Source organism: Methylobacterium sp. HJ2 (genome assembly GCF_056431005.1).
The window spans coordinates 712,147-731,001 of sequence record NZ_JBWJYM010000002.1 but is presented as its reverse complement, the minus strand read 5'-3'; the positions used below and the strand labels follow the sequence as shown (position 1 = coordinate 731,001).

The following is an 18,855-nucleotide window of genomic DNA, read 5'->3' as shown; positions in this document are numbered from 1 at the left end:
ATCCGGCCTGGCACCAGCGCGGCGTCCCGATGTTGAATGCGCGCGGCTGACCGACGCGAACCTGGCAGGCCGGAGGCACCCGCCTCTCAGGCGTTTCATTCGCGACCTGACCGGAGGATGGAAGATGGATCTTGGACTGGCTGGTAAGCGGGCCCTGGTGGTCGGGGCAAGCCGCGGGCTCGGCGCCGCGATTGCCCGGACGTTGCTGCAGGAGGGGGCGACCGTCGTGGCGGCCGCCCGCAACGCCGGAGCGCTCGCCGGCTGGATCGAGGCCCTGCCCCCGGACCAGCGGGGACGGGTCGAGGCGATCACCGTCGACCTCTCGGACGTCGCCACGGTCGACACCCTGGTGGGGGCGCTGCGCGAGCGCGGAGGCGTGGATATCCTGATCGGCAATTCCGGCGGCCCGCCGCCCGGGGAGGCACGGGACACGGGCCGGGGGGACTGGCTCGTGCACTTCGAGGCGATGGCGGCCAACCTGTTCCACCTCGTGCAGGGCCTGCTCCCGCTGATGACCGAGCGCGGCTGGGGCCGCATCGTCACCATTGCCTCCTCAGGCGTCGAGCAGCCGATCCCGCGGCTGGTGGTCTCCAACGCCGTGCGTGCCGCCGTTGTCGGCTGGTCGAAGACGCTCGCCGCCGAGGTCGCGAGCCAGGGCGTGACGGTGAACGTGGTGCTGCCCGGCCGCATCCACACGGAGCGCGTCGACCAGCTCGACGACGCCGCGGCCGCCCGGACGGGAACGACGCGCGACGATGTCGCAAAGTCGGCCATCGCGGCGATCCCGGCGGGCCGCTACGGCAGGCCGGAGGAGTTCGCGGACGTCGTGACCTTCCTGGCCAGCGAGCGCGCCTCCTATGTGACCGGGGCCAAGATCCGGATCGACGGCGGCCTCATCCGCGGCCTCTGAGGACCAGGCAAGCAGGGCCGCGGTCAACGCCTTCTCGGCGTCCCCGGCCCTGAAGCCGAAGCCGTTCGGCGTGCGGGTCCGCCCACGCACCCTGGTCGGGCGCCGGAGACAGCCTTCGGCCACAACGCGCAGGCCTGCATGACCGGCGGGCCCCCCGAAGCCCTATGCCCACCGGCCGAGGAAGAATGCCGCGCTGTCGCACCCTCAGCGCGACCGAGGGGGCGCGGTCGATCGGCGGGGCGGAGGCGGCTTGGCACGCCGCGACACCTGGCCCGCCCGATGCGCCTGCCCGCCGGAGAGCCTCGGTCCCTGAAGCGCAAGGCCTCACCGGCACCGTGAAGGCGGGCACGGGCTGAAGCACCATGCCGTGCTGCCAGCCGGGCCTGACCGAGCTGTCGTTCAACACAAACGACCGCTTCCGAGGACCCGGAAGAAGCTTGGCTATGGCGTCGTTGGGTCGCGTGCGGTCCGTCCGCTCATTTCCCACCGCGGGCGGAGGCGCAGATCGATTGATGGCGGCCCGGGCCCGACGACGGCCGTGACAGGTTCCGATTCAGGCTTGCCATGGCCAGCGGAAAAGGCTGCGCGTCACGGGCGGAGGTGTCCCTTCCGTGCTGACATAGGCACGGGCAATCCGTGAGAATTCCGGCGTCCGAAGGTAGCCGTAGGATTTGTGCGGGTTCGGCTCGCCACCGGATCGCCGGTAGGCGTTCACGACGCGCCGGTCATCGACACGCACGCCGGTGTCGCTGGGCCCGTAATCCGCTCCCAAGGCCCCCATGACCGCGACGATGTCCTCGCCATCGGCAAGGTTCGTCCAGGCTGAGACGTTGTTCGGCACCCGCAAGGTCCCGTGCTCGGCCTCGAACGTCAGCTTCACCTTGGCAAGCCCCAGGGGAGCGCCCGCGGTGACGAGATGCTCGATCCGCACTGACGGATCCTCACCCTCGATTTGCCGGAGCACGTCGTACGCGACGACGGAACCCATGGAGTGTGCGACGAGCAGGATGCGCCGGTCTTGAAACGCCCGCAGGCGCTCGGCCAGCCTTGCCCGGACCTGCCGAGCGAAATCGCGTTCGCCATGGTAGTGCCACAGGTCGTCGAAGCGGTGCTCCAAGATCAGGTCGTCCAGGAGTGTGACGCCAGTCGCCTCTTCGACTGCGTCGATGCCGGCGTAGACCGGCGCCAGCACGTCCTTGGCGGTCGCGGACGGCGCTTCCGCACCCGCCGTCAGCGGCCCGGAGCCGTCGTACGGCTCGTAGGGTTCGCGGTTGTCGTCCCCCGAGAGCGGGGTGTCGTAGCGCAGGTCCGCCCAGTAGATGAACGCGAAGGCGAATTGTGGGTCGGCCAGTCCCTCGTTCCGGGCCAACCCTTCGGCCATGGCCGCTTTCCACCAGCGGGTCTTCTCATCGACCGGTGGCTTGTTCGCCAAGCCATGGATGCCGATGATGACGCAGTCGCGGCTCATGTCTTTTGACGGTTCTCCGAGATTCAGACAGGCCGCCTGCGCTTTAGTCTCAGCGTTTTGCTCGCCTCGCGTCATAAACTGCTCGCTCTCGAAATCGGATCCCGACTCCGCCCCTGGTCTCGGGGATGTTCGCAGCTATGGCTCACACAGGTTGATCACTGCGTGTCCGTGACTGAACATCGAGACAGACGCCTCCCCGGCCGCCGTCTCCGCTGACGGTCACGCCGGCCGCAGCGAACGCATTCCGGAGCTTCTCAAGGCTGGCTCCCGAACTGCGAAGCGGCCCGTAGGTGGGATTGTCCACACGCTGAATCGTCGGAAGCGATAGGCCTGGGATGGAGCAGGTCGGTCATGATGAGAGATGTGCCTGAGGGCAGGAGCATCGTGGGTTCGGTACGAGGCCGAAAGGCCATGAAAACGCGCTTGGCGCGGCAGATCCGAACACGGCCTGGACAGGTTTCCCGAGCCCGTTTTGGGAGGAGTTGCGGGCGAAATTCCCGACAGCCATCTGCGGGTAAATCTTTTGTAACCCAATTACATAGCTACGGCGATAGCGAGCCCGGATACGAGAGCGGACGCGGCAAGCAAAACCCCGACACGCCGAGCCATTTTCTAGGCCCCTTTCACCCACCCAAATCCCCCTCACACTCCCGTGGCGCCCTGCCCGCTGGGCTAGGTGGACATCACGAAATTGGACGGGTTTGACGCGGACGTCGGACTCATATGCACCAGCCACGTCACGGCCGAGGCGTAGCCGGTCACCTTCGGCCTACACGACGCGATCTGTGATTGCTTGGGCATAGGGGACAGAGGTGCGGAAAGACGGCCGCTGTTCCAGGCGATCGCTTAACGCCGCCAAGTTGGGATGGAGATCACGCCAAGGGAGTTCCGCGAACCGGACCGAGAGGTAGCCGACCACCGTCCCGGCCGCGATATCTCCCAAGCTGAAGCCCTCACCGACCGCCCATTGCTGGGCTCCGACCAGGCGCGCGATCTCGGCAAGGCCGCCCTCGATCTTGCGACGCTGTCGCGCGAGCCAAGGCGCACTCACACCCTCCGCGCGCTGCCGCTCGAAGAAGGTGAGCACGAGAGCGTCGCAGACGCCGTCGCACAAAACCTCGAGCTTGCGCGCTGCCAGCTTGCCTTCGACATCGGCCGGCAACAGTGGCGTCTCGGGATGCTTCAGCTCAAGATACTGCAGGATGTAGCTCGACTCATAGACGCTGCTCCCATCGGGCAGGAGCAGGACGGGCAGTTTCTCGAGCGGGTTGTGCTTCGGCAGGCTCGTACTCGAGTCCCAGGGTACCTCCGTCAAAAGCTCGAACGGCAAGCCCTTCTCGGCGAGTGCGATCCGCACCTTGCGTGCGTACGGGCTCGGGGTCGCACTGATCAGCTGGTACATATTCGCCCGCTCTGAACTGCAGGATGCGCTACTCGGCCGGCTGCGCAACGGCAGAACCAATTTGCCCGTCGAAGCGCATCCGGTCTGTTTCGCCCTGACGGCTATGATCCAGTTGGGACACCAGCCAGCATGTCGCGAAGGCGAGGGGCAGGGTGACGAGCGCCGGTGGATCGAGTGGGAAGAGCGGCGCGGCATGACCCAGAACCTTCACCCAGACGGGTGGCCCCAGAACCGTGAGCCCGAGTGCGCCCAAGAGACCGACCGTGCCGCCTGCGACCGCACCCAGCGTCGTCAGCCCACGCCAGTAGAGCGCCAGGATCAGAACCGGGAAGGTCGAGGAGCAGGCGATCGCGAAGGCGAGGCTGACCATGTAGGCGACGTTCTGCCCCTTGAAGGCGATGCCGAGCCCGATCGCCACCAAGCCGAGCGCGAAGGTCGCGATACGTGAAACCCGAACCTCCTTGGCTTCATCGGCATGGTCACGTTGCAGGACGCTCGCATAGAGATCGTGGCTGACGGCCGAGGCACCGGCGAGGGTGAGGCCGGCGACCACGGCTAGGATCGTCGCAAAGGCCACCGCCGAGACGAAGCCCATCATGGCATCGCCGCCGACCGCGTGGCTGAGATGGATCGCGGCCATGTTGCCGCCCCCCCTGAGGGCACCTGTGGCATCGACATAGGCCGGATTGCCCGCGGTCAACGCCAGGGCGCCGAACCCGAGCAGGAAGACCAGCGCGAAGAACGCGTTCATGAAGGCCGCTGCCCAGAACACCGAGGTACGCGCCGCGCGTGCGTCCGGTACCGTGAAGAAGCGCATCAGGATGTGGGGCAGGCCCGCTGTCCCGAGCATCAGGGCAAGGCCAAGCGAGAAGGCCGAGAGCGGGTCCTTGGCGGGAAACTGGGGTGCGAGGATAGCCGTTCCCTTCGGATGCACAGCCGCAGCCCGCGCCAGGATCGCGCCGAGATCGAAGCCGAACCGCGCCAGCACCAAGCCACCGATCGTGAAGCCGGCGATCAGCAGGAGCACCGCCTTGACGATCTGCACCCAGGTGGTGGCGACCATGCCGCCGAACATCACGTAGCAAATCATGAGGATGCCGACGACGAACTCGGCGTAGAGGTAGTCGAGCCCGAACAGGAGCTGGATGAGCTGGCCGGCGCCGACCATCTGGGCGATGAGGTAGAAGGCCACCACGACCAGCGAGGCGCAGGCCGCGAAAATGCGGATCGGGCGCTCGGCGAGGCGCGTGCAGACCACATCCGTGAAGGTGAAGCGTCCGAGCCTACGCAGGCGCTCAGCCAGCAGGAAGACGACGATCGGCATGCCGGTCGTGTAGCCCACCGCGTAGATCAATCCATCGAACCCATTGGCGACGACGAGCCCGGTGAGACCCAGAAAGGCGCCGGCCGACATGAAGTCGCCCGCAATGGCGAGCCCGTTCTGAAAACCAGTGATCCGTCCACCGGCCGCGTAGAAATCCCGAGCGGAGCGGGTGCGCTGCGCAGCCCACCACGTGATCCAAAGGGTGAGTGCTACGAAGGCGAGGAAGAGGCCGATGGCGACGAGGTTCATGAGTTCTCCTCGCGATCAGACGCGCGGCCGCGCAGCACGTGCCTCGGCGCGGTTTGCGACGACGACATAGAGGCCGGTGAGAACGACCCCCAGCGCGATCACCCCAAGGCCCAGCATGAACGCAGCGTTGATGCTACCGCCGGCCACGAGGGGAGCCGCGATCCAAGCTGGGGCGAAGGCGCAGAGAGCGATGAAGCCGAAGAAGGCGGTTGCGAGCAGACACAGCAGAGCCAATCCCAGTGCGAGTGGCTCAGCCGACGGCGCAGGCTTCAAAGGGGTCACGGGTAACCGGCATCTCGACGATCGAGCCGTGGACTCTGCATCGCCCATGCCAGCGTGCGAGCCGCGTTCGCCTTGCCGAGAGCGATCTGCAATTAATTGCGCGGATCAGGGCTCTTCAGGCACGCATAAATTACCCTCGCGCAGGTCCTTCGACAGCCGCCCAGGACGGGTTTGTGGACGGGTTTCTGACCCCCGTTTTTGCGGGGTTTGCGGGGGTCACATCCGACCTCCATTGACCGGGAAATGCTTTTCTCTTCATGCACATAGGCAAGGTGAAATCGGAGCCGGATAGGAGAGTGATCGTGGGCGTAAAAAAACCCCGACACGCCTGGGTGGTTTTCGGCTTTGCCCCTATTCCTCAACGCCCCCCGTGGGGCCGCCCGCCACCGACTCGGAAATCCTCATGCGGACGAGTTTTCTGGAGGGCTGGCGCACCCCTCTCGGGCTCCTGAGCCTTACGCCTCGCCCCAGATTTTGCGAACACGCTGAACCGCCGGCCGCGCTGCCACGCGCTCGAAGTGCTGGGCGAGATTGGCGGGAAGGTCGATCCCGACCTGGGGTGCCCAGCGCTCGGCGTAGAACAGGGCGCTGTCGGCGATCGTGAAGGTCTCTCCGGCAGCGTAGGGCTTACCGGCCATCTGCCAATCGAGAATGCCGAGCGCCTGCTCGACCATCTCGCGGCCCTGCTCCTTCACCGTACCCTGACCGAGCTTCAGCGTCTGGTGCACGGTGTCCTGCGGCTCGTAGAGTGCCGGCTTGAAGATCCGGCCGAAGCCCTGGAGGTGCAGGGTGCCGACCGTGTAGTCCATGATCTCGAGCGCCCGCGCTTCGGCCTCGGCGTCGGTTGGGATGAGGCGAGCATCAGGGTTCGTACGCGCCAGCCACGTCGCGATGGCGCCGTACTCGGTCAGGACCGAGCCATCGTCGCGCACGAGCGTCGGCACCTTCCCCTTGGGGTTGACCGCCTGGAACCAGGCCTCGTGTGTCGCGCCACCCGCAACGTCGATCTTCTCTGCGTCGTAGGGCTTGCCGATCTCCTCCAGGAGAATGTGGATGCCGATCGCGCAGGTGTGCGGCCCCCAGTACAGCTTCATCCAAACCGCCCCCGCCTTCGCGCATGCCACACCCGACCGTCAGCGCCCGGATGGTGATCTGATCGCGGTGTTCGCGACGGGTAACGCCAAGCCCAGCATCTCGTTCGAGGCCGCTTCACCGCGAACTGGCCGCGGGAGCTCGCCTTCGGTCCGCATGGCTCGCCGCGCAATTAATTGCGGGCCGATCCAGGCTTCCTGCGCCGGTCCTTGACGCTCATCCTGCTGGATCGCACAGCGCTCCCCGAAGCCTGTTTTAAGGGGCCCCCAAAGCATGCCGAACTCGTTTGGCCTCAACCGGTCCCTGGGAGGCGCGATCGGCGTCATCGCCCTCGTGTCGGCCCTCAGCAGCGGTGCGGTCCTGTTCGCCCTCGGGCAACTGGACGAGGCAACTGAAGCGCGCGGCCGTTCGAGCCAGATCATCCGCGGCCTCGGCGAGCTCCGAAGTGCGATGCTCAATCAGGAGACCGGGCTGCGCGGCTATCTGCTGACCGGTCGCGAGGCCAGCCTCGAACCCTATAAAGCCGGTCGGCCGGCCCTGGATGAGGCGATCAACCGCCTCAGCCTCCTGATCGGTAAAGACGCCGTCACCTCGCGCCTGCTCGCCGATGCCATCGCAGCCGCTCGCACATGGCAGACCGACATCGGCGAGGCCGCGGTTCGTCGTGCCGCAGATCCGGCAACCCGGCCCGAGGCCATCCGCATCGAGGCGGACGGATCAGGCAAGCAGCTGTTCGATACCTTCCGAGAGAGGCTCGCCGGGATCGAGAGCGTGGAAGAGACCAACCGCGTGGCTCAGAACGAGCGCCTCGCCCGCGCACGCAGCAACGCGAGCCTGACCCTATGGATCGGCAGCCTGCTCACGCTTCTAATATGTTTCGGGATCAGCATCGCCATCAACCGCCTGATCGTGCGACCGCTTTTGGGTGTCGCCGCCTTCGTCGAGCGGATCGGTACCGGCGACCTCACTGGCCGCGTCGTGGCCACAAGCCGGAACGAAGTCGGCCGGCTCGGGATGACGTTGAACACGATGACAGCCGGGCTGGTCGAGCTTGCCCGCACCAACTGCGCGGCCACCAATGATCTCAGTGCCGCCGCCGCCGAGATCCGCGCCTCCGCGCAGCAGCAGGCCGCTTCGGTGGAGGAGCAGTTCGCTGCCGTGCAGGAGACCGCCGCGACGCTGGACGAGATCACGCATTCGGGCGCGCAGATCACCAAGCGTGCCAACGAGGTGATCGCTACCGCCCAAGCCACGGCTCAGACGGCGCGCACGGGCTTGCGGGCCGCCACCGAGACCGCCAAGGCCATGGACGCGATCCGCGAGCAGGGCGAGACGGTGGCCGGCAACATCGTGGCGCTCTCGGAGAGGACCCAGACGATCGGCGACATCATCGAGACCGTCGATGACGTTTCGGAGCGCACCCACCTGCTCGCGCTCAACGCCGCCATCACCGCAGCCGCCGCGGGTGAGAGTGGACGCGGGTTTGCGGTGGTCGCCGCCGAGATGAAGCAGCTCGCCGACCAGGCCAAGGCCGCAACCGTGCAGGTGCGGACGATCCTCGGCGAGATCCAGCGCGGCATCAACACCTCGGTGATGCTGACCGAGGAGGCGGTGAAGCGGGCTGCCACCGGCAAGACGCGATCCGATGCCACGCAGCGGACCATCGAGGAGATGGCAGCGCGGGTGGAGGAGAATGCCCAGACCTTCCAGCAGATCGTCGCCTCGACAAACCAGCAGCAGCTCGGGATCGAGCAGGTGACGGGCGCCCTCCAGAACATCCGGCAGGCGAGCCAGCAGACCGCCGTGGGCACCCGCGAGGTCGAGACCGCCTCCGCGAACCTCACCGAGCTCGCCCAGGCCCTGATGGCTCTGGCCGAGCGTTACCGGATCTGAGGGCTCTCAGGGAGGCACATCGGTCACGGCACTCTCCCCCAAGTCCAATGCTGCCATCCCTATGCGATGGAGTGTCGGTCGCATCGAAGCTGGACTTGAGGCAGCACGAGGAACGCCATGTCCGGTCCCGACCGACCCCTGACCGAACGCGACCTGGAGCCCCTACTTCAGGCCCTCGGTAAATTCTTCGATGGGTCTGGGCCTGCCCTGCAGGCCTTGTTCGATCAAATGCGTGCCAACACCGTCCTCTGTACGCTTCTTCTGCGGGAGCTGACGAAAATTGGGCTGATCGATGCCGAGGTGATCAAACAGGAAGCGCTGGCAGTTGCCGATGGGTTTGATCCCCCTGGATCGGGCGCTGGTGTTGCAACCATCATCAAAGGGATTTTTGCCAGCGAGACGCCGGCGGCCGCACCGCAGGTGGTTTTGCAGGTTATTCAGGGGGGCCTCAATCAAGCCGCCGCGGAAGCAGATACCGAGCAACGCCGATCCTCGGCCAAGCTGCAGGGATCACCTGACCCGGAGTCCCGTTAACAGGCGAACAGCGGAATAATCTGACACCAGGTTCAGCGTGAACAGGGGTATCGCCCCATCGTCCTGGCGGATGTCGGGATCACGTGCAGTCAGGCGCTCACCAACTGCAGCAGGCGCTTCTGCGGACCTACAGGAGCCGCCCTCGGTGGCGCGCATCTGGTCTGGTTCCGTCCGCCAGCCTTGGCCTCGTAGAGCGCAGCATCGGCACGGCGGTACAGCTCCGTCAGCACCGCATCCGGTTCCCTGGCCGATACAGCGCTCGCCAATCCGATGCTGACCGTCACCGCTCCTGCTCCGATCCCAGCCGAAGCGATCGACAAGCTCGCCACCTTGGCGTGAACCGTCTCCGCGATGCGAAGGGCTCCCGCCTCGTCGGTGTCGGGCAGAAGCAGCGCGAACTCCTCGCCGCCGATCCGGCAAACGAGGTCCTCAGGGCGGTGCACGCTTCCAGAGAGGCAGCGCGCCAAACCCTTCAGCACCTCGTCGCCGATCTGATGACCGTAGCGGTCGTTGTAACGCTTGAAGTGGTCGGCATCGACGATGAGCAGGGAGGGCGGACGGCCGCGGCACGAGCTGGCCGACGCCTGCGCGAAGCTTTCCTCGAAGGCGCGGCGGTTCGGCAGGCCCGTCAGCCCATCCGTTCGCGACAGCAGGGCGAGTTCGGCCTGCATCGCCGTCCGACGGCGCAGCTCGCGCCCGAACAGCAGCGACAGGGCGATGGTCAGCCCGCAGAGCAACAGCACCACGCTGCCGATGACGAGCGCCTTCGAGCGCCACTCCGCCTCGATCTCTTCGGTGGACAGCGCCACGTTCAGGACGAGCGGCAGGTCACCCACCTGGGTGAAGCTGTAGTGCCGTTCGATCCCGTCCCGGGCCGAGATGCCGACGAAGGTGCCGCTGCGCTCGCGCACAAACCGCTGGAAGGTCGCAGCGCCTGCGATGTTCCTGCCGATGTCCGCCTCGACATAGGGCTGGCGCATGATGCGCGTGCCATCGCGCAGATACAGGTTGATCGCGCCGTCGTGCCCGAGGCTGATCTGGCCGAACAGGCGCGCGAAGTAGGACAGCTTCACGCTGCCCAGCACCACACCGCCGAACGAGCCGTCGGGCTTGTTGATGCGACGACTGAACGGGAGCATCCGCTCGCCCGTCAGGCGTGAGACCAGCGGCTGGCCGATGAATAGGCCGAGGTCGGCCCGTGCCTTGTGGACACGGAAGTAGTCCCGGTCGGCATAGTTGCCCTTGCGCGGTGGCACCGCGTCGAGGTCGGCGGAGATGTCGCCGCGCTCGTCGAGGATGAGCATTACGCCCATGTCGCGGGCGGTGGTGGCGCGGTCGAACAGGACGAGCTGGCGCAGTTCGGGATCGAGTTGCGCGACGCCAGGGGCGCGCAGGTTGTCGACGGCCCCGCGGAGCGAGAGGTCGTACAGCTCGATGTTGCGGGCGATGTCGCGCTCCAGGACCTGCAGCAGGTTTCTGGAGGTCTGCTCGGCCTTATCCCAGGCATCCTGCCGCAGATCGACCAGCATGACGCCGGACACCACGACCATGCCGAGGGGCGCCAGGATGCCGAGGGCGATCCCGGCACGGGCAGCATTCAGGCGGCGGCGGAGGCGGTGCAGAGGCATTAGCGATCCCGCGCCAGCCTGTTCGGTCAGGCATGCTCCCTTCTGGCATGGCCCGGCTTAACCGGTCATTTCGCCGGCGGCTCGAGGAAGGGGCGAAGTGGGGGATAGGCCTTTGCGCCCGACTCTTGACGCGGCAAGGGGGGAGCTCTGACGTCTCCAACGGCCAAGCACACTAGGAGAGCGTCATCTCCCCATCTGACCCGCAATCAAACCCCGAGCCGGTCTTCCACGATCCCGACAAGGCCAAGCACCCGCGCGCTGCACTCGTGGCTCTTGCTCGCTACTTACCCATCTTCACCGCCCCAGGCTTCGTGTTCGGCTCCTGGACCGCATCGCAGACTGCACGCGAGGGCGTCAGGGTGATGGGCTACTTCACCCTTGGCCCGGAAGCAGCGGCATTCCTGCAGGATGCTTACAGATATGGCTGGGTGCGGGACTTCCACTGGATGGAATGGCTTGCCAGCCCCGAAGCCGAGCGGCTCCTGAACGATGAGATCGCCCTGGCATGCGCTGACTAGGTCGATCTCGCGCGCGTCCTCACCGTATGCCTGCGCCAAGACCGGTTCATCGAAGGTGGTCTGAACGGCTGGTTCGAGAAGGGCCTGCTCACGCGTGTGCTTGAGCGCATCGCCGTGCTTCTGGAGCGATCCCGCAATTAAATGCGCACGCTCGTTCGCGCGTGTCGGACAGGACGCCGTTCAGCTCCAACCCGGCTGCCTGTTGCCTCTGGCGAGCATCCTCTCGGATCGGTAAGCCGCCTCCGATTGTAGCTCGGCTTCAGAGGAACGCGATGTCACGCGCACTGCTCTTTTCAAAGGGTTTTGATGGCCAGCCAGCTGTCCTCACACGTGCGTTGCCGTCTGCCGAGTCGTTCGGGCGTGAGCATCAGCTTCAACGGCTCGCCTTCGAGCACCCAGAGATCATCCCGATCGAGGAGATCGATCCCGGTGCCGGAGCGGTGGCACCACTTTGCCGGGAGCTCACGCTACGCGGTCAGACTGGGTCCGTGTTTCTCGACATGCTGGGGGTGACCCGCCGCGGCCGCTTGGTGCTGGTCGAGTGCAAGCTGTGGCGCAACCCTCAGGCCCGGCGCGAGGTGATCGGCCAAGTGCTGGAATATGCCGGTCTGATGCGCCGGTTGAGCTACGGCGATCTCTCCTCGCTCGTCGCTTCCCGGATCGGCCGACAGGGCGCGAACCTTCTCTGGGATCTGGCCCAGGAGCGGCTTGGCCTCACGGACGAGGCCGCGTTTGTCGATGCTGTCAGCGATAGCCTGAGCGCAGGTGCCTTCGACCTCGTGGTACTCGGGGATGGCATCCGTTCAGAGATCGAAGCTGTGCGGGGCTTCCTGGAGGCGGCCGCGGGCCTCCGCTCCCGCCTTGCACTCGTAGAGGTCGCGGCCTGGACAGACCAAGAAGGGCGTATCCTTCTCACTCCGCAGATCGCGTTGCGTACGAAGGTGATCGAGCATCAGGGTACGCCCTATGCGGCCGCGCCTGCGTCGCCCGCGAGGGTGGCCGCGGAACTAACCGTGCCGCTCTCAACGCAGACGGAAGGTGGCGCGTCGGCAGCGTCGGCGAACCGACAATTCTGGGACCATTTCATCGCTGCGGCCCGCTTCTCTCATCCCGACCAACCTCCTCCCAGCCATGGAGGCAACAACTGGATCCGCCTCACGATGCCTGTGGGCGGGGCGACGGCCTACCGGACCAAGGGGCCGGAGGGTCGGAACAGCCAGTGCAGCCTCTTCCTGCGTCTTCGTGGTGAAGGCGGACGAGCGGCGTTTGACGTGCTGTGTGCGGAGCTCCCTGACATCGAAGCTGAGATCGGGATGTCGCTGGAGGCACGGTGGAAGGATGATGACGAGACCGGAACCATCTCCCTGATGGAGCCCCTCGAAACAGCCGACTCCGCTGCTCAGCTTGAATGGCTCTTGGCAACCAGCGACAAATTCGTCTCGGCTTTTCGGCCACGTCTCGCCGCGCTCAGCTAGTAATCCTCATGTCTAACGCTTGGCATTCCACCCGACGGGATGCTTGTGAACTTTGGCACCCGTCAGAAAGCTCTGTCTTCAGTCAAAATGGTGAAACAGAGATCACGACCAAGTTGGGTGGCATGCAGAAGTCGGCTCACGCCCGGAAGCAAACCTTCGGCTTTTCGCCCAACCCAGTCATTCGTCTACTTCTGCCGGGATCTTCAAAGCGAACGTTGTCACAAGCCGATTCACAGGCCTCACTCGCGCCATGACCCGATCTTTGGTTGTGACTGAATTGAAATCCGCCCCGGCTGCAAGGGATTAACCTCTTCCTGTCTGAGCGCGCAGCAGCAACGCCGCTCAGAGAAATTTCGCAGTAACCGGATCCTATCTTCTGTTATTCCCGCCGCAACTGCTTTTCACTGCCCTGGAAACGGTCGAAGATTGTAGCTCTGCGATTTCGTTCGCTCGATCGCCGCAGCCGCCCGCACCACGTCGACCTCGCACAGGCTGCGGCCCACGATCTGGATGCCGACGGGCATCCCATCCGAAGCAATTCCCGCGCAGACAGAGGCTGCGGGCTGGCCCGTGAGGTTGAAGGGATAGGTGTAGAAGGCCCAGGAGACGAGGCTGCGATCTTCCAGCCCATCTGGAATGTTTCGCCCTGCTTCCAAGGACGAGATCGGCAGTGTCGGCGACAGAAGGACATCGTATTTGGTGAAGAAATTCACCATCCGATCTCGCAGCGCATAGCGCGCGAAGACGGTCTCGTAATATGCGCGCATCTCCTGGGCGAGGGCAGCGTCGAGCACGTCTGCGACCGCCGGGTCCAGGAGTTCACGGCGGCTTTCGAGAATACCCCGTAGGCGGGTACCGATGCCCGCGTAAAACTCGGCGGTCCAGAGTTCGGCCGGATCGGACTCGAAGACGGCCTCGACCTCTTCCACGATCGCGCCCTGGTCTGCCAGCGCCCATGCTGCGGCGCGAGCGATGGCGGCGACTTCCGGATCGGGCCGTGCATAGCCCAGGGTCTCGCTCCAGGCCACACGCAGGCCGGCGACGGAGGCCTTTGCCGCGCCTAGGAGATCTGGCACCGGGCCAGCCACGGCAAACGGGTCGCGCGGGTCGTAACCGGCAACTGCCGTTGTTAGCAAAGCGGCGTCGGCCACCGTGCGCGCGAGAGAGCCCACATGGGCCAGGGTGGGCGTTGCCGAGGTCGGCCAGACCGGCACGCGGCCGAACTGAGCCTTGAACCCGACGAGACCGGTGAGCGCGGCTGGAATCCGCAGGGAACCGCCGCCGTCGGTGCCTAGCGCGAAGGGTGTGATACCGGCCGCCACGGATGCAGCCGCTCCGGCGCTCGATCCGCCCGGGGTCTTCGTCAGGTCCCAAGGATGGCGGGTGATCCCGGTGAGCGGCGAGTCGCCCACCGGTTTCGCCCCGAACTCGCTTGTCGTGGTCTTGCCGATAATGATGGCGCCAGCCGCATGCAGGCGCTCGACCGAGGGGGCATCGGCGGCGGCGATGTTGCCCGCCATGGCCCGCGAGCCTGAGGCATAGGGCTGACCACCCACCGCAATAAGATCCTTCACTGAGATCGGAAGGCCGTGGAGCAGACCCAGTGGGGAAGCTCGCATGACTGCATCCTCGGCCCGCTTCGCGGCGGTGAGTGCCTCTTCAGGCATCAGGAGGCAGAAGGCGTTGAGCGTGGCTTGGCTCGCCTCCGCACGTGCGAGAGCGCGCTCTGTCAGCTCAACGGGCGACACCGCGCGGGTTGCAACGAGGCGCCGCAATTCAAACGCGGTCATGAAGTCGAGGTCGCTCGTCATCGCTTCGCACTCCGCCTTTGGGGTGCGGCCCCCCCTGGGGCGCCGCGGCTGCATCAATCACTGACGATGGCGAAGGCGCGCACCGGTGAGCCGGAGCCGCCCTTGAATTTTAACGGCACCCCGAAGAACTGCACCTCACCCTTGCCAAGCAATTCCTCAAGGTTCACCAGCCACTCCCAGTGGCTCATGCCGAGATCGCGGCAGAGCCGATGCTGGGCGAAGATGTTGTCGCTTGGCTTATCGGTCGAGGGGCCCTCGACGCCATGCATCTTCGAGCCGCGCGCGTGCAGCCACTGGGTCGCCTCTGCGGTGAGAAGCGGGTTCTTCCAGACTGAGTCGGGGCCCGGGTAGTTGCGGGCGTGGAAGCCGGTGCAGAGCAGGACGATGTGCCCGTCGACCGTGACGCCGCTCTTGGTCTCCGCCGCCTCCATGTCGGCGACGGTGATGTCGCCGAGGTCGGGGATGTGGCGTAGGTCGAAGCAGACCGCTTTGCCCATGAACAGGTCCAGCGGCATCTCGTCGACGGGCTGGCCGTTCGGGTTCACGTGCAGGAAGGCGTCCACGTGGGTGCCGACGTGGTCCAGCATCGCGATGAAGTTCGTCTGGAAGGTCATCGCGTCGCCTGGCACGCCCAGGTTCAGGGCGGCCGAGCTCTCGTGGCTCAGATGCGTGGTGATCACGGGCCGCTGGAAGAGCTTGTGAGCCGGCATGTTGTCCTCGATCAGGAGGCTCAGGTCGACGACGCGCTGGGGCATGGCAGGTCCTTCTCGGGCGTGGGAGATCGTTCGCGGCACCGGATGGGACCGCGTCGGATCGGGTTCGCGGGGATGCCGCTCTCAGGCGGCTTTCTTCTTGCCGAGGAAGGTCTCCATGACCTCGGGGTCGCGGGCGATGAGCCCGCTCGGGCCGTCCCGCACCACGCGTCCCTGCGCCACCACGTAGGCGTGGTCGGCGATGGCGAGCGCGTAGGATGCGAGCTGCTCGACGAGAAGTATGGTGAGGCCCTGCCGGTTGAGGTCGCGCAGGACACCGATCAGCTGCTCGACGACGAGGGGCGCGAGGCCGAGCGAGAGTTCGTCGATCACGAGGAGGTCGGGCTCGCCCATCAGGCCGCGGGCGATGGCGAGCATCTGCTGCTCGCCGCCCGACAGGCTTCCGGCGGGCTGGCGCAGCCGATCGCGCAGGCGTGGGAACAGGGCGAGCGACCGTTCCAGCGTGTCCTTCGCCCTCGCCGTCCTGAGGCCGCCATGGACGTAGGCGCCGAGGATCAGGTTGTCCTCAACGGTCTGGTCGGGAAAGATCAGGCGCCCCTCGGGCACCATGACAAGGCCGCGGGCGACCTTGGCGTGGGCGGCCAGCCGCGTGACCTCCTCGCCCTTGAACAGGACGCGGCCGCCGCTCGGGCGCACCAGCCCGGTGAGGCCGCGCATCAGCGAGGTCTTGCCCGCGCCGTTGTTGCCGATCACCGCGACGAGTTGCCCGCGCCGGACGCGCAGGCTCGCGCCGCGGAGCGCCGTCGCCGCGCCGTAGCGCAGCTCCAGCTCCTCCACCACGAGGAGATCCTCGGCCGCCGTCAGGGGTATCTCGCTCATCAGGCGGCCTCCTCGTCGAGGATGGCGGAGGGGCCGCCGAAATAGGCCTCGATCACCCGCGGGTCGGCCTGCACGGCCTCCGGGCGGTCGCTCGCGATGATCTGGCCGTAATCGAGCACCGTGACGGTGTCGGCGACCGCCATGATGAGATCGACGTGGTGCTCGATGAGCAGCACCGAGACCCCGAGCCCTGCGATCCTGCGGATCATCGCCTCGAGGGCGTCGATCTCCTGCGTGGTCAGGCCGGCGGCGGGTTCGTCGAGGAGCAGGAGACGCGGGCGCGTGGCAAGCGCGCGGGCGATCTCCAGGCGGCGCTGATGGCCGAAGGGCAGGAACCGGGCCTGCTCGTTGGCCGCCTCGGCGAGGCCGACGAAGTCGAGCAGGCCGATCGCGGCGGCGCGGCAGGCGGCCTCCTCGCGGCGGAAGCCGGGCGTGCGCAGGATCGCGCCGGGCAGTCCGTAGCCGAGATGGTGGAAGCCGCCCACCATGACGTTCTCCAGCACCGTCATCTGCCCGAACAGCTCGGTGTTCTGGAAGGTGCGGGCGAGGCCGAGCCGCGCGATGCCGTGGACCTTGCGGCCGGCGAGATCGGCCCCGTCGAGGCGGACGCCGCCCTCGCTCGGCCGGTAGAAGCCCGAGATCGTGTTCACGAAGGTCGACTTGCCGGCCCCGTTCGGGCCGATCAGGGCGTGGATTTCGCCCGGCGCCACCCGGACGCTCGCGGCGGCGAGCGCCGTGAGGCCGCCGAACCGGACGGTGAGGCGGTCCGTCTCCAGGGCGGCCGGCTCCCGGCCCGCCAGGATCTCGGCGACGGGCGTGCCCAGCGCCGCATCGACGCCCCGTGGGCCGGGGCGCAGGCGGGCGTAGAGGGTGCCCAGCGTGCCGAGGATCCCGCCGGGCAGGCCGAACATCACCGCGAGGAGCAGGGCGCCGTAGGCGAATTTCTGCCACTCGGCGAAGCTTTGCAGCACTTCCGGCAGGTAGGTCAGGACGAAGGCGCCGACGACCGGCCCGAAGGTCGAGGCCGCGCCGCCCAAGATCACCATCAGCAGGAAGCGGACGGAATCCGAGAAGGTGAAGATGTCGGGCGAGATGTAGGCGTTGAGGAAGGCGTAGAAGCTGCCGGCGATCCCGGCCGTCACCGCCGCGACCGCGAAGGCGAGGGTGCGGATCCCCGTCGCGCCGATGCCGAGGCTGCGCGCGGCCGTCTCGCTCTGGGCGACCGCCAGCATCGCGCGGCCGTAGCCGGAATGCTTCAGGTTGTGCGTCGCGAGCGTGGCGAGGAAAAGTGTGACCGCGAGCACCGCGTAGAAGGCGTAGCCGGTGAGCGGGTAGCCCAGAAGGTTCGGGCCGGGGATGCCGGAGAGCCCCGTCGTGCCGCCGGTGAGGCTCTGCCACTCGATGGCGACGTTCTCGACGATGAGCCCGAAGGCGATCGTCACCACCGCGAGGTAGACGCCCCGCACTCGCACGCTCGGATAGGCGAGCGCCGCGCCGAAGAGGCCGGCGACGACGGCCGCGCCGAGGCTCGCCAGGACGAGGTCGAGGCCGAGCCGGATCGCCAGGATCGCCCCCGTATAGGCGCCGAGCGCGAACAGCCCGGCCTGGCCGAGGGAGACGAGGCCGGTGAGGCCGACGAGGACGTTCAGGCCGACCGCGATCACGCCGTAGATCAGGAACAGCATGAACAGACGCAGCTCGTACTCGTTGCCGGAGGTCAGCGGCACGATCACGAGGCTCGCGGCGAGCAGCGCGAAGCCGAGGGCGTGGAGGTTCCTCATACCTTGAAGATCTCCCGGCGGCCGAACAGGCCCTGAGGGAATGCGAGGAGCACGAGGATCATCGCGCTGAAGCCGACGATCTCCCGCGCCGCGGTCGAGACGTAACCCTCGACGAACTTCTCCATGATCCCGAAGGCGAGGCCAGCCAGAACGACGCCGGGCCCGCTGGTGATGCCGCCGATGATGGCGACCGCGAAGCCTTTCAGCCCGAGCAGCACGCCCATGCTGGCCGACGCCTGGATCACGGGCGCGACGAGCACGCCCGCCCCGGCGCCGAACAGAGCGGCGAGGCCGAAGGAGACCATCACGATCCGGTCGACGTCGATGCCCATCAGCGCCGCCGCCTGCCGGTTGTGGGCGACCGCCTGCATCGCGCGCCCGATAAGGGTGTGCCGCTGCATCGCGTGGAGGCCCACCATCGCCAGCACGGCGACCGCCGGGATGACGAGTTCCTGCGGGTAGATGCCGGCGCCGAGGATCGAGATGGCCTTGGAGACGCCCGGCGAGGGCAGCGGCCGGGAGAAGCCGCCGAACTGCATGGTGGCGAGGGATTCCGCCATGATGCCGACCGCGATGGTGGTCAGCATCCAGCCGATCGAGGCGTTCGCGCCGATGAAGGGCCGCACCGCGAAGCGCTCCAGCACGATGCCGAACACGGCCCCGGCCAGGATCGCCAGCAGGCAGGCGAGCGGCATCGGCAGGCCGGCGTCGATGCCCATCACGGCGAGCACGGCCCCGATCATCAGCGTGTCGCCGTGGGCGAAGTTCACGGCCTTGGCGGCCGACCACATGATGTGGAAGCCGAGCGCGACCAAGGCGTAGATGCCCCCGATCGCGAGACCCGAGAGGGTGTATTGCAGGGCGGTTGTCATGGCTGGGGCGGGAACTCCCGGTGT

15 protein-coding genes and 1 pseudogene are annotated in these 18,855 nt (G+C 66.8%); 5 read left to right on the top strand and 11 right to left on the bottom strand.

All coding sequences use genetic code 11. From position 1 onward, the window contains the following. Positions 1-124: 124 nt before the first annotated feature. Positions 125-910, top strand: a complete 786-nt coding sequence (locus tag ACS5RC_RS08090; protein WP_478343303.1) for an SDR family oxidoreductase — start codon at positions 125-127, stop codon at positions 908-910. Positions 911-1,463: 553 nt separating this feature from the next. On the opposite strand, the gene ACS5RC_RS08085 is transcribed toward ACS5RC_RS08090, so the two are convergent. The 5 genes from ACS5RC_RS08085 to ACS5RC_RS08065 form a co-directional block, all read right to left on the bottom strand. Beyond that, positions 1,464-2,378 (bottom strand): alpha/beta hydrolase, encoded by a 915-nt coding sequence (locus ACS5RC_RS08085; RefSeq protein ID WP_478343302.1) that lies wholly within the window; start codon positions 2,376-2,378, stop codon positions 1,464-1,466. A 769-nt stretch (positions 2,379-3,147) separates the two neighbouring features. After that, the gene (locus ACS5RC_RS08080) at positions 3,148-3,780 is read right to left on the bottom strand and encodes a glutathione S-transferase family protein (protein ID WP_478343301.1); all 633 of its coding nucleotides are present in this window, start codon (positions 3,778-3,780) and stop codon (positions 3,148-3,150) included. Positions 3,781-3,808: 28 nt separating this feature from the next. Continuing rightward, positions 3,809-5,353: a cation/acetate symporter ActP gene (gene actP / locus ACS5RC_RS08075; RefSeq protein WP_478343300.1), complete on the bottom strand. Its 1,545-nt coding sequence runs from the start codon at positions 5,351-5,353 to the stop codon at positions 3,809-3,811. Positions 5,354-5,368: 15 nt separating this feature from the next. After that, positions 5,369-5,635: a DUF485 domain-containing protein gene (locus ACS5RC_RS08070; RefSeq protein ID WP_478343299.1), complete on the bottom strand. Its 267-nt coding sequence runs from the start codon at positions 5,633-5,635 to the stop codon at positions 5,369-5,371. A gap of 455 nt (positions 5,636-6,090) precedes the next feature. Next, positions 6,091-6,729, bottom strand: a complete 639-nt coding sequence (locus ACS5RC_RS08065; RefSeq protein ID WP_478343298.1) for a glutathione S-transferase family protein — start codon at positions 6,727-6,729, stop codon at positions 6,091-6,093. A 271-nt stretch (positions 6,730-7,000) separates the two neighbouring features. Between ACS5RC_RS08065 and ACS5RC_RS08060 the strand changes: the two genes are divergently transcribed. Then, positions 7,001-8,620, top strand: a complete 1,620-nt coding sequence (locus ACS5RC_RS08060; RefSeq protein WP_478343297.1) for a methyl-accepting chemotaxis protein — start codon at positions 7,001-7,003, stop codon at positions 8,618-8,620. Between the two features lie 117 nt (positions 8,621-8,737). Next, a complete protein-coding gene (locus ACS5RC_RS08055) occupies positions 8,738-9,154 on the top strand; it encodes a hypothetical protein (RefSeq protein WP_478343296.1) in 417 nt (138 codons plus the stop codon). 89 nt (positions 9,155-9,243) lie between these two features. Here ACS5RC_RS08055 and ACS5RC_RS08050 read toward each other — a convergent pair whose 3' ends face one another. Then, entirely contained in the window at positions 9,244-10,782 is a 1,539-nt protein-coding gene (locus tag ACS5RC_RS08050; RefSeq protein ID WP_478343295.1) for a sensor domain-containing diguanylate cyclase, read from the bottom strand. 266 nt (positions 10,783-11,048) lie between these two features. On the opposite strand from ACS5RC_RS08050, the pseudogene ACS5RC_RS08045 reads away from it, so the two are divergent. Together ACS5RC_RS08045 and ACS5RC_RS08040 are read left to right on the top strand one after the other, a co-directional pair. Beyond that, positions 11,049-11,441: pseudogene (locus ACS5RC_RS08045) on the top strand (DUF6508 domain-containing protein). A 131-nt stretch (positions 11,442-11,572) separates the two neighbouring features. Next, entirely contained in the window at positions 11,573-12,775 is a 1,203-nt protein-coding gene (locus ACS5RC_RS08040) for a hypothetical protein (RefSeq protein ID WP_478343294.1), read from the top strand. Positions 12,776-13,176: 401 nt separating this feature from the next. Here ACS5RC_RS08040 and ACS5RC_RS08035 read toward each other — a convergent pair whose 3' ends face one another. From ACS5RC_RS08035 to ACS5RC_RS08015, 5 genes are all read right to left on the bottom strand, one after another. Then, positions 13,177-14,586 (bottom strand): amidase family protein, encoded by a 1,410-nt coding sequence (locus tag ACS5RC_RS08035; RefSeq protein WP_478343293.1) that lies wholly within the window; start codon positions 14,584-14,586, stop codon positions 13,177-13,179. A gap of 53 nt (positions 14,587-14,639) precedes the next feature. After that, entirely contained in the window at positions 14,640-15,341 is a 702-nt protein-coding gene (locus ACS5RC_RS08030; protein WP_478343292.1) for a cyclase family protein, read from the bottom strand. Positions 15,342-15,422: 81 nt separating this feature from the next. Beyond that, positions 15,423-16,178, bottom strand: a complete 756-nt coding sequence (locus ACS5RC_RS08025; protein ID WP_478343291.1) for an ABC transporter ATP-binding protein — start codon at positions 16,176-16,178, stop codon at positions 15,423-15,425. After that, entirely contained in the window at positions 16,178-17,959 is a 1,782-nt protein-coding gene (locus tag ACS5RC_RS08020; protein ID WP_478343290.1) for a branched-chain amino acid ABC transporter ATP-binding protein/permease, read from the bottom strand. The genes ACS5RC_RS08025 and ACS5RC_RS08020 overlap by 1 nt, the downstream gene beginning before the upstream one ends. Beyond that, positions 17,956-18,831 (bottom strand): branched-chain amino acid ABC transporter permease, encoded by an 876-nt coding sequence (locus ACS5RC_RS08015; protein ID WP_478343289.1) that lies wholly within the window; start codon positions 18,829-18,831, stop codon positions 17,956-17,958. The genes ACS5RC_RS08020 and ACS5RC_RS08015 overlap by 4 nt, the downstream gene beginning before the upstream one ends. Positions 18,832-18,855 lie beyond the last annotated feature (24 nt).

Bases quoted from the DNA above. Each gene is read 5' to 3' on its own strand.
- ACS5RC_RS08020 (WP_478343290.1), bottom strand. From the start codon at position 17,959: ATGAGGAACCTCCACGCCCTCGGCTTCGCGCTGCTCGCCGCGAGCCTC.
- ACS5RC_RS08085 (WP_478343302.1), bottom strand. From the start codon at position 2,378: ATGAGCCGCGACTGCGTCATCATCGGCATCCATGGCTTGGCGAACAAG.
- ACS5RC_RS08040 (WP_478343294.1), top strand. From the start codon at position 11,573: ATGTCACGCGCACTGCTCTTTTCAAAGGGTTTTGATGGCCAGCCAGCT.
- ACS5RC_RS08035 (WP_478343293.1), bottom strand. From the start codon at position 14,586: ATGACGAGCGACCTCGACTTCATGACCGCGTTTGAATTGCGGCGCCTC.
- ACS5RC_RS08055 (WP_478343296.1), top strand. From the start codon at position 8,738: ATGTCCGGTCCCGACCGACCCCTGACCGAACGCGACCTGGAGCCCCTA.
- ACS5RC_RS08090 (WP_478343303.1), top strand. From the start codon at position 125: ATGGATCTTGGACTGGCTGGTAAGCGGGCCCTGGTGGTCGGGGCAAGC.
- ACS5RC_RS08080 (WP_478343301.1), bottom strand. From the start codon at position 3,780: ATGTACCAGCTGATCAGTGCGACCCCGAGCCCGTACGCACGCAAGGTG.
- ACS5RC_RS08060 (WP_478343297.1), top strand. From the start codon at position 7,001: ATGCCGAACTCGTTTGGCCTCAACCGGTCCCTGGGAGGCGCGATCGGC.
- ACS5RC_RS08025 (WP_478343291.1), bottom strand. From the start codon at position 16,178: ATGAGCGAGATACCCCTGACGGCGGCCGAGGATCTCCTCGTGGTGGAG.
- actP (WP_478343300.1), bottom strand. From the start codon at position 5,353: ATGAACCTCGTCGCCATCGGCCTCTTCCTCGCCTTCGTAGCACTCACC.
- ACS5RC_RS08015 (WP_478343289.1), bottom strand. From the start codon at position 18,831: ATGACAACCGCCCTGCAATACACCCTCTCGGGTCTCGCGATCGGGGGC.
- ACS5RC_RS08065 (WP_478343298.1), bottom strand. From the start codon at position 6,729: ATGAAGCTGTACTGGGGGCCGCACACCTGCGCGATCGGCATCCACATT.
- ACS5RC_RS08030 (WP_478343292.1), bottom strand. From the start codon at position 15,341: ATGCCCCAGCGCGTCGTCGACCTGAGCCTCCTGATCGAGGACAACATG.
- ACS5RC_RS08050 (WP_478343295.1), bottom strand. From the start codon at position 10,782: ATGCCTCTGCACCGCCTCCGCCGCCGCCTGAATGCTGCCCGTGCCGGG.